The 6,651-nt window shown below is 73.8% G+C and carries 5 protein-coding genes; 1 reads left to right on the top strand and 4 read right to left on the bottom strand.

Features of this window, described 5'->3' with window-relative positions; all coding sequences use genetic code 11:
- The 4 genes from AB0I76_RS19545 to AB0I76_RS19530 all read right to left on the bottom strand — a co-directional run.
- Positions 1 to 1,480 (bottom strand): Na+/H+ antiporter subunit D (locus AB0I76_RS19545; RefSeq protein WP_357037167.1); only part of this gene is annotated, 1,480 nt, incomplete at its 3' end.
- Complete coding sequence (locus tag AB0I76_RS19540) at positions 1,477 to 1,959, bottom strand: Na(+)/H(+) antiporter subunit C (RefSeq protein ID WP_357037164.1); 483 nt, start codon at positions 1,957 to 1,959, stop codon at positions 1,477 to 1,479. The genes AB0I76_RS19545 and AB0I76_RS19540, both read right to left, overlap by 4 nt.
- A 55-nt stretch (positions 1,960 to 2,014) precedes the next feature.
- Positions 2,015 to 4,852, bottom strand: coding sequence for a Na+/H+ antiporter subunit A (locus AB0I76_RS19535; protein ID WP_357037161.1), 2,838 nt, complete (start codon positions 4,850 to 4,852; stop codon positions 2,015 to 2,017).
- A gap of 158 nt (positions 4,853 to 5,010) precedes the next feature.
- Positions 5,011 to 5,394 carry a hypothetical protein gene (locus AB0I76_RS19530; RefSeq protein ID WP_357037159.1) on the bottom strand — a complete coding sequence of 128 codons (384 nt, stop codon included), beginning with the start codon at positions 5,392 to 5,394 and terminating at the stop codon, positions 5,011 to 5,013.
- Positions 5,395 to 5,585: 191 nt separating this feature from the next.
- Between AB0I76_RS19530 and AB0I76_RS19525 the strand changes: the two genes are divergently transcribed.
- The coding region (locus AB0I76_RS19525; protein ID WP_357037170.1) for a DEAD/DEAH box helicase at positions 5,586 to 6,651 on the top strand (1,066 nt) is incomplete at its 3' end.

Genomic DNA, 6,651 nt, shown 5'->3' with positions numbered 1-6,651 from the left:
AGCGGACGTACGGGCCGCGGTCGCGCAGGTCGGCGGCCGCGTCGGCGGTCACGTCGAACAGCGGCCCGGCCACCACGGTCAGCCCCAGACCGAGCACCACGAGGGCGACCGTCGCGCCGACCATCAGCGCCGGCAGGCGTACGGCCGGCTCGGTGGTGGCCAGCCGCGGCGCCCGCCAGAAGGCGATGTTCCACACCCGGGAGGCGACGTAGAGGGTGAGCAGGCTGGTCAGCGCCCCGGCCGCGACGAGCGCCCCGGGCAGCGGGCCACCGGCGGCGACGCCGGCCTGGAGGAGGCCGAGCTTGCCGAGGAACCCGGAGAACGGCGGCACTCCGGCGAGGTTCATGGCGGGTACGAAGAAGAGCACGCCGAGCAGCGGCGCCACCCGGGCCAGCCCGCCGAGGCGGCGTAGGTCGGTGCTGCCGGCCCGTTCCTCGACCAGGCCGGCGACCAGGAAGAGCGTGGTCTGGATGGTGATGTGGTGCACCACGTAGAAGATCGCGCCGGAGAGGCCGGCGACGGTGCCCACCGCCACCCCGAAGATCATGTAGCCGATGTGGCTGACCAGGGTGAACGAGAAGAGCCGCTTCATGTCGGACTGGGCGACCGCGCCGAGGATGCCCACCACCATGGTCAGCCCGGCGGCCACGAGCAGGAAGGCGTTGACCCGCCCGTCCGGGAAGAGCAGCGTCTCGGTCCGGATGATCGCGTACACGCCGACCTTGGTGAGCAGGCCGGCGAAGACCGCCGTGACCGGGGCCGGCGCGGTCGGGTAGCTGTCCGGCAGCCACGCCGACAGCGGGAACACCGCCGCCTTGATCGCGAAGGCCAGCAGCAGCATGAGCTGGAGGATCAGCCGTACGCCGGCGGGCAGCGCGTCGAGTCGCTGGGCGAGTTGGGCCATGTTGAGCGTGCCGGTGGCCGCGTACACCAGACCGACCGCGGTCAGGAACGTCATCGACGACAGGATGCTGACCACCACGTACGTCGAGCCGGTGCGGATCCGCGTCTGCGTGCCGCCGAGGGTGATCAGCACGAAACTCGCGGCGAGCAGGATCTCGAAGCCGACGAAGAGGTTGAACAGGTCACCGGCGAGGAAGGCGCTGGTGACGCCGGCGGTCAGCACCAGGTACGTCGGGTGGTAGATGGTCACCGGTGAGCTCTCGGCGGTGTCGCTCTGGCCCTGCCCGATGGAGTAGAGCAGCACGCAGAGGGTCACCGCCGAGGAGACCACCAGCATCAGCGCCGCCAACTGGTCGGCGACCAGCACGATGCCGACCGGTGCCGGCCACCCGCCGACCTGCACCACCACCGGCCCGTGCCGGTACGCCTGCACGAGCAGCGCCACCGCCACGCCGAGGGTGATGGCCAGGCAGATCACGCTGACCGCGCGTTGCAGGCCGGGCCACCGGGCCAGCAGCAGGGTCAGCGCGGCACCCAGCAGCGGCACCACCACCGGCAACGGCAGGAGCTGACTCACCGCGGCCCCTCCTCGCGTCCGGGCCGGCGGCGGCGCGCGGGTCCCGGGTCGACCTGCTCCGGATCGGCGTCCGGGCCCTCGCCGCCGAGGTCGGCGGTGGCCGCCTCGTTGCGTTCGGCCTGGCGTACCACCTGGCGGTCCTCCAGGTCGTCGGGCACCTCGTCGTCGCCGGTGAGGTACCAGGCGCGGTAGCTCACCGCCAGCAGGAACGCGGTCAGCCCGAACGTGATCACGATGGCGGTGAGCACCATCGCCTGCGGCAGTGCGTCGCTCAGGTCCCCGGTCGCGGCGGTGCCCACCACGGGTGCCGCCCCGGACCGGCCGCCCAGCAGGATGAGCAGGTTGACCCCGTTGCCGAGCAGGATGACGCCGAGCAGGATCCGGCTCAGGCTGCGCTCCAGCAGCAGCGTCACCCCGCAGCCGACCAGGACGCCGACGGCGACGACCACCGTCAGGGTCGGTCCCGCGGCGCCCCTCATGGGGCCACCTCTGTTCGCGACTGCGGGGCTCGCAGAACCGGCTCACTCCTCGCGCTCACGGCGCCTCCCGGGCCCGGTCGACCGGCAGGGCGCGGTCGGGGCGTCCGGCGGCCTCGATGTGCCGGTCCACCTCGGCGCCGAGGCTGCGCAGGATGTCCAGCACCAGCCCGACCACCACCAGGTAGACCCCGACGTCGAAGATGAGCGACGTGACCAGGTAGAAGTCGCCGATGAGGGGCAGCGACACGTCGATCCTGGTGCTGGAGAGGACCGGCGCGCCGAGGGCCAGCCCCACGACCCCGGTGCCGACCGAGATCGCCAGGCCGGCGCCGAGGACCGTGCCCGCGCCGACCGGGGCGGCCTCGGCCAACTCGTACCGGCCGCCGGCGAGGTAGCGCACGGCCAGTGCGAGGCTCGCCACCAGGCCGCCGGCGAAGCCGCCGCCGGGTGCGTTGTGCCCGGAGAACAGCAGGAAGAGGGAGAAGACCACCACGGTGTGGAAGAGCAGGCGGGTGACGACCTCCAGCACGATCGAGCGGCGCCGCTCCTCCAGGGTCGACCCGCCCCGCAGCCAGACCGGCCGGCCGGGCCGGTTGGCCGTGCTCGACGGCTCCGGTCGGCGGGGCCGGGGGCCGGTCCGGGAACGCTGGAAGATCAGGCTGGCCACGCCGGTCGCGGCGACCACCAGCACGGCCAGCTCCCCCATCGTGTCCCAGGCCCGGATGTCGACCAGGGTCACGTTGACCACGTTGCGGCCGTACCCCTGGTCGACCGCCAGCTCCGGGAACGCGTCGGAGATGGTGGGCGCCGACCGGGAAGCGGCAGCCGTCAGCGCCAGCCCGGCGGTGACGACCCCCACGGCGGTGCCGATCCCCCGGCGTACCCAGCGACTGCGCCGCAACGGGCGGGCCGAGAAGCGTTCCGGGAGCCGCCGCAGCACGAGCACGAACACCGCGATCGTGGCCGTCTCCACGAGAAACTGGGTCAGCGCGAGGTCCGGCGCCCCGTACAGCACGAAGAGCATCGCGGTGCCGTACCCGGTCATCCCGACCAGCAGCATCGCGGTGAGCCGCCGCCGGGCGCCCACCGCGAGGAACGCCGCGACGGAGACCACCGCCACCACCACGACCTGCAACGGGGTGTCCCAGGGGGCGATCCGCTCCCGCCAGGGCTGGGTGGCCAGCAGCGCCGCGGCGGTCACCACCGAGAGGGTCACCAGGATGGTGCCGAGGTACTGCGGCAGCGAACCCCGCTGGGTGGCGCCGGTCACCTCGACGGCGAGCCGGTCGAAGCGGCGGGTCAGCCACTCGTACCCCTCGTTGCCGCTGACCGGCGCGCGGAGCCGGGCCAGCGCCGGGGCGAGCGGGCCGCGCAGCGCGAACAGCGCCGCGCCGCCGGCCAGGGCGAGGGCGGAGAGGCCCAGCGCGGGGCTGAGGCCGTGCCACAGCGCCAGGTGGTCGTCCACCGTGCCGAAGACCTCGGCGTACGGGCTGAGCAGGCCGTCCAGGGCGCCGGCGGCAGGACCGGCGACCAGCCCCGCCCCGGCGAGCAGGGCCGGCGGTGTGAGCATCGCCGGGGCGATCCGCCCGACGTCGGTGGTTGGCACGCCGGGGCGGGTGGCGAACGCGCCCCAGACGAAGCGCGCGGTGTAGGCGACGGTCAACGCGGTGCCCGCCACCAGGCCGGCGACGACCACCGGGCGGTCGGTGAACGCGGCGAAGACCGCCTCCTTCGCCACGAAGCCGACCAGGGGCGGCAGCCCGGCCATCGACGCGGCCGCGACCACCGCCACGGCGGCCAGCAGCGGGGCGCGCCGGCCCAGCCCGGACAGCTCCCGCAGGTCCCGGGTGCCGGCGTCGTGGTCGACGATGCCCACGACGAGGAACAGCGCCGCCTTGAACAGGGCGTGCGCCAGCAGCATGGCCACCCCGGCCAGCGCGGCGTCCGGGGTGCCCGCCCCGACCACCACGGTGAGCAGGCCGAGTTGGCTGACGGTGCCGTACGCCAGCAGGAGCTTGAGGTCGGTCTGCCGCAGCGCCGCCCAGCCGCCGACCAGCAGGCTGGCCAGGCCTGCGGCCGTCACCACCGGCCGCCACGGTCCCACCGTCGCGAGCGCCGGCGCGAGCAGCCCGAGCAGGTACACGCCGGCCTTGACCATGGCGGCGGCGTGCAGGTACGCGCTGACCGGTGTGGGCGCCGCCATCGCCACCGGCAGCCAGGACTGGAACGGCAGCACCGCCGACTTGGAGAGCGCGCCGACCAGGATCAGCACGACCGCCGTGACGAGGTGGGCACCACCGGGCAGGGGTTGTTCCACGATCGTCGACCAGCGGTAGCTGCCGGCGTGTTCGCCGAGCATGATGAAACCGACCAGCATGGCCAGCCCGCCGAAGGTGGTGACGGTCAGCGCCTGGGCGGCCGCCCAGCGGCTGGAGCGCCGTTCGGTGCTGTGGCCGATCAGCAGGTACGAGAAGATCGTCGTGAGTTCCCAGCAGACGTAGAGCAGCAGCAGGTCGTCGGCGAGGACGAGGCCGAGCATCGCACCGGCGAACGCCACCAGCACCGCGACGAAGCGGCCCAGCCCGAGCGAGCCGGGGTGGAAGTAGCGGGCGCTGTAGATCAGCACCAGGGCGCCGACACCGCCGACGAGCAGGGTCATCAGCCAGGACAGCGTCGTCATGCGGAACGCGAGGTCCAGGCCGAGCTGCCGGATCCACGGGTACGTCTCGACGACCGTCCCGCCGTCGCGTACGGCCGGCGTGCGGGCCACGGCCCAGCCGAACGCGGCGGCCGGGGCGAGAGCCAGCGGATAGCAGGCACGCGGCCCCCACCACCGGACGAACAGCGGCGCGACGAGGGCCGCCACGAGGTGGAGGATCAGCAGTACGAGCACCCGCACTCCCGGTCGAGTTGCAGCGGCGCGCGCCGGAGACGGGCGGGCCGTGCCGCGCGAGCCGCCCGGTGGTGACGGCACCTAGGTGCGATCACACGCCAGTTCGCCGCCCGCCGAGGGCGTTTCGCGGTAATTGGGAGAAGACGTCGGGTGTTCGGTCAGGAGACGGCGGCGTCGGCGGGCAGCGTGGCCTCGCGGGCCGAACGCTCGCGGCGCACATCGACCAGCAGGTCGGGGCGGCCCAGTTGCAGGACGACCCGGTTGACCACGCGCTGGGCCGCCGCGAGCGAGCGCACCGAGAGCAGCCGGCCCCGGCTCTCGCGCCGCAGGACGAAGAAGTGCACCGCGGCGCGCACCTGACCCCGGTCGGCGGCGCTGGCCTGCGCGGTGGAGACGACCAGCTCGCGCAGGGCGCGGGCGAGACCCTCGGCGAGCTCCAGGTCCGCACCGGTGAGGCCGGTGCGGAGTGCGGCGAGATGACCGTCGACCTTGCGGATGAGCACGTCGGTGCCGGGCTCGACACTCCGCTTCTCGACCGTCATCCGATCCCCTCCACCCCACCATGTTGCGAGTGAAGTTACTTTATGTTGTGCGCCGGAAGCAAGCAGTTAAGTGAGACTTAACGCGTTCATCGCCACATCCATCGCGTAAGCGCCGGACCCGGACACAGTCAGCCTTCGCCCGTCGGTGCGTGTCACACCGGCGAGGCAGGATGGAGGGCGTGACGGATGTGATGGCGGGCTTCGGTGCGGCCACCCGGGAGTGGTTCACCGCCGCCTTCGCCGCGCCCACGGCGGCGCAGACCGGGGCGTGGGGTTCGATCGCCGCCGGCCACAACGCCCTGGTGGTGGCACCGACCGGGTCCGGCAAGACGCTCGCCGCCTTCCTCTGGTCACTCGACCGGCTGGCCCGGGAGCCGGCGCCGGCCGAGCCCCGGCGGCGCTGCCGGGTCCTCTACGTCAGCCCGCTCAAGGCCCTCGCCGTCGACGTGGAGCGCAACCTGCGCACCCCGCTGATCGGCATCCGGCAGGCGGCCACCCGGCTGGGCGTCGCCCCACCGGAGATCACCGTCGGCATGCGCACCGGCGACACCCCCGCCGACGAACGGCGAGCGTTCGCCCGCACCCCGCCGGACATCCTCATCACCACCCCCGAGTCCCTGTTCCTGCTGCTCACCTCCGCAGCGCGGGACTCGCTGCGGGGCATCGAGACGGTGATCGTCGACGAGGTGCACGCGGTCGCCGGCACCAAGCGCGGCGCACACCTCGCACTCTCCCTGGAGCGCCTCGACGAGCTGCTGCCCGCCCCGGCGCAGCGGATCGGTCTCTCCGCGACGGTCCGGCCGGTCGACACCACCGCCCGGTTCCTGGGCGGCGCCCGGCCGGTCGACGTGGTGGCCCCACCCACCGCCAAGACGATCGAGGTCAGCGTCCAGGTCCCGGTGGAGGACATGACCCGCCTCGACGAGCAGGAGCCGCCGGAGGACGACCTCGGCGGGTTGGGCCCCCGCCGGGCGTCGATCTGGCCCGCCGTCGAGGAGCGGGTCTTCTCGCTGATCCGGTCCCACCGCTCGACGATCGTCTTCACCAACTCACGGCGCTCCGCCGAACGCCTCTGCGCCCGGCTCAACGAGCTGGCCGCCGAGGAGATCGAGGCAGCCGCCGGTCCCGGCGGCAGCGGAGGCGGCCGGGACGGATCCGCGAGCGGGGCTCGGGGCGTACCCGGGGAGGTGTCGGACCGGGACGGCCCGGCGGCCCGGGATGTCCCGGCCCGGGGCGCGGACGCCTGGGGTGGGCCGG

Origin of the sequence: Micromonospora sp. NPDC049799 (genome assembly GCF_040656655.1) — a bacterium.
Lineage (GTDB): Bacteria > Actinomycetota > Actinomycetes > Mycobacteriales > Micromonosporaceae > Micromonospora.
Note: the sequence above shows the minus strand (reverse complement) of the source record. Positions and strands in the feature narration are given on the sequence as shown.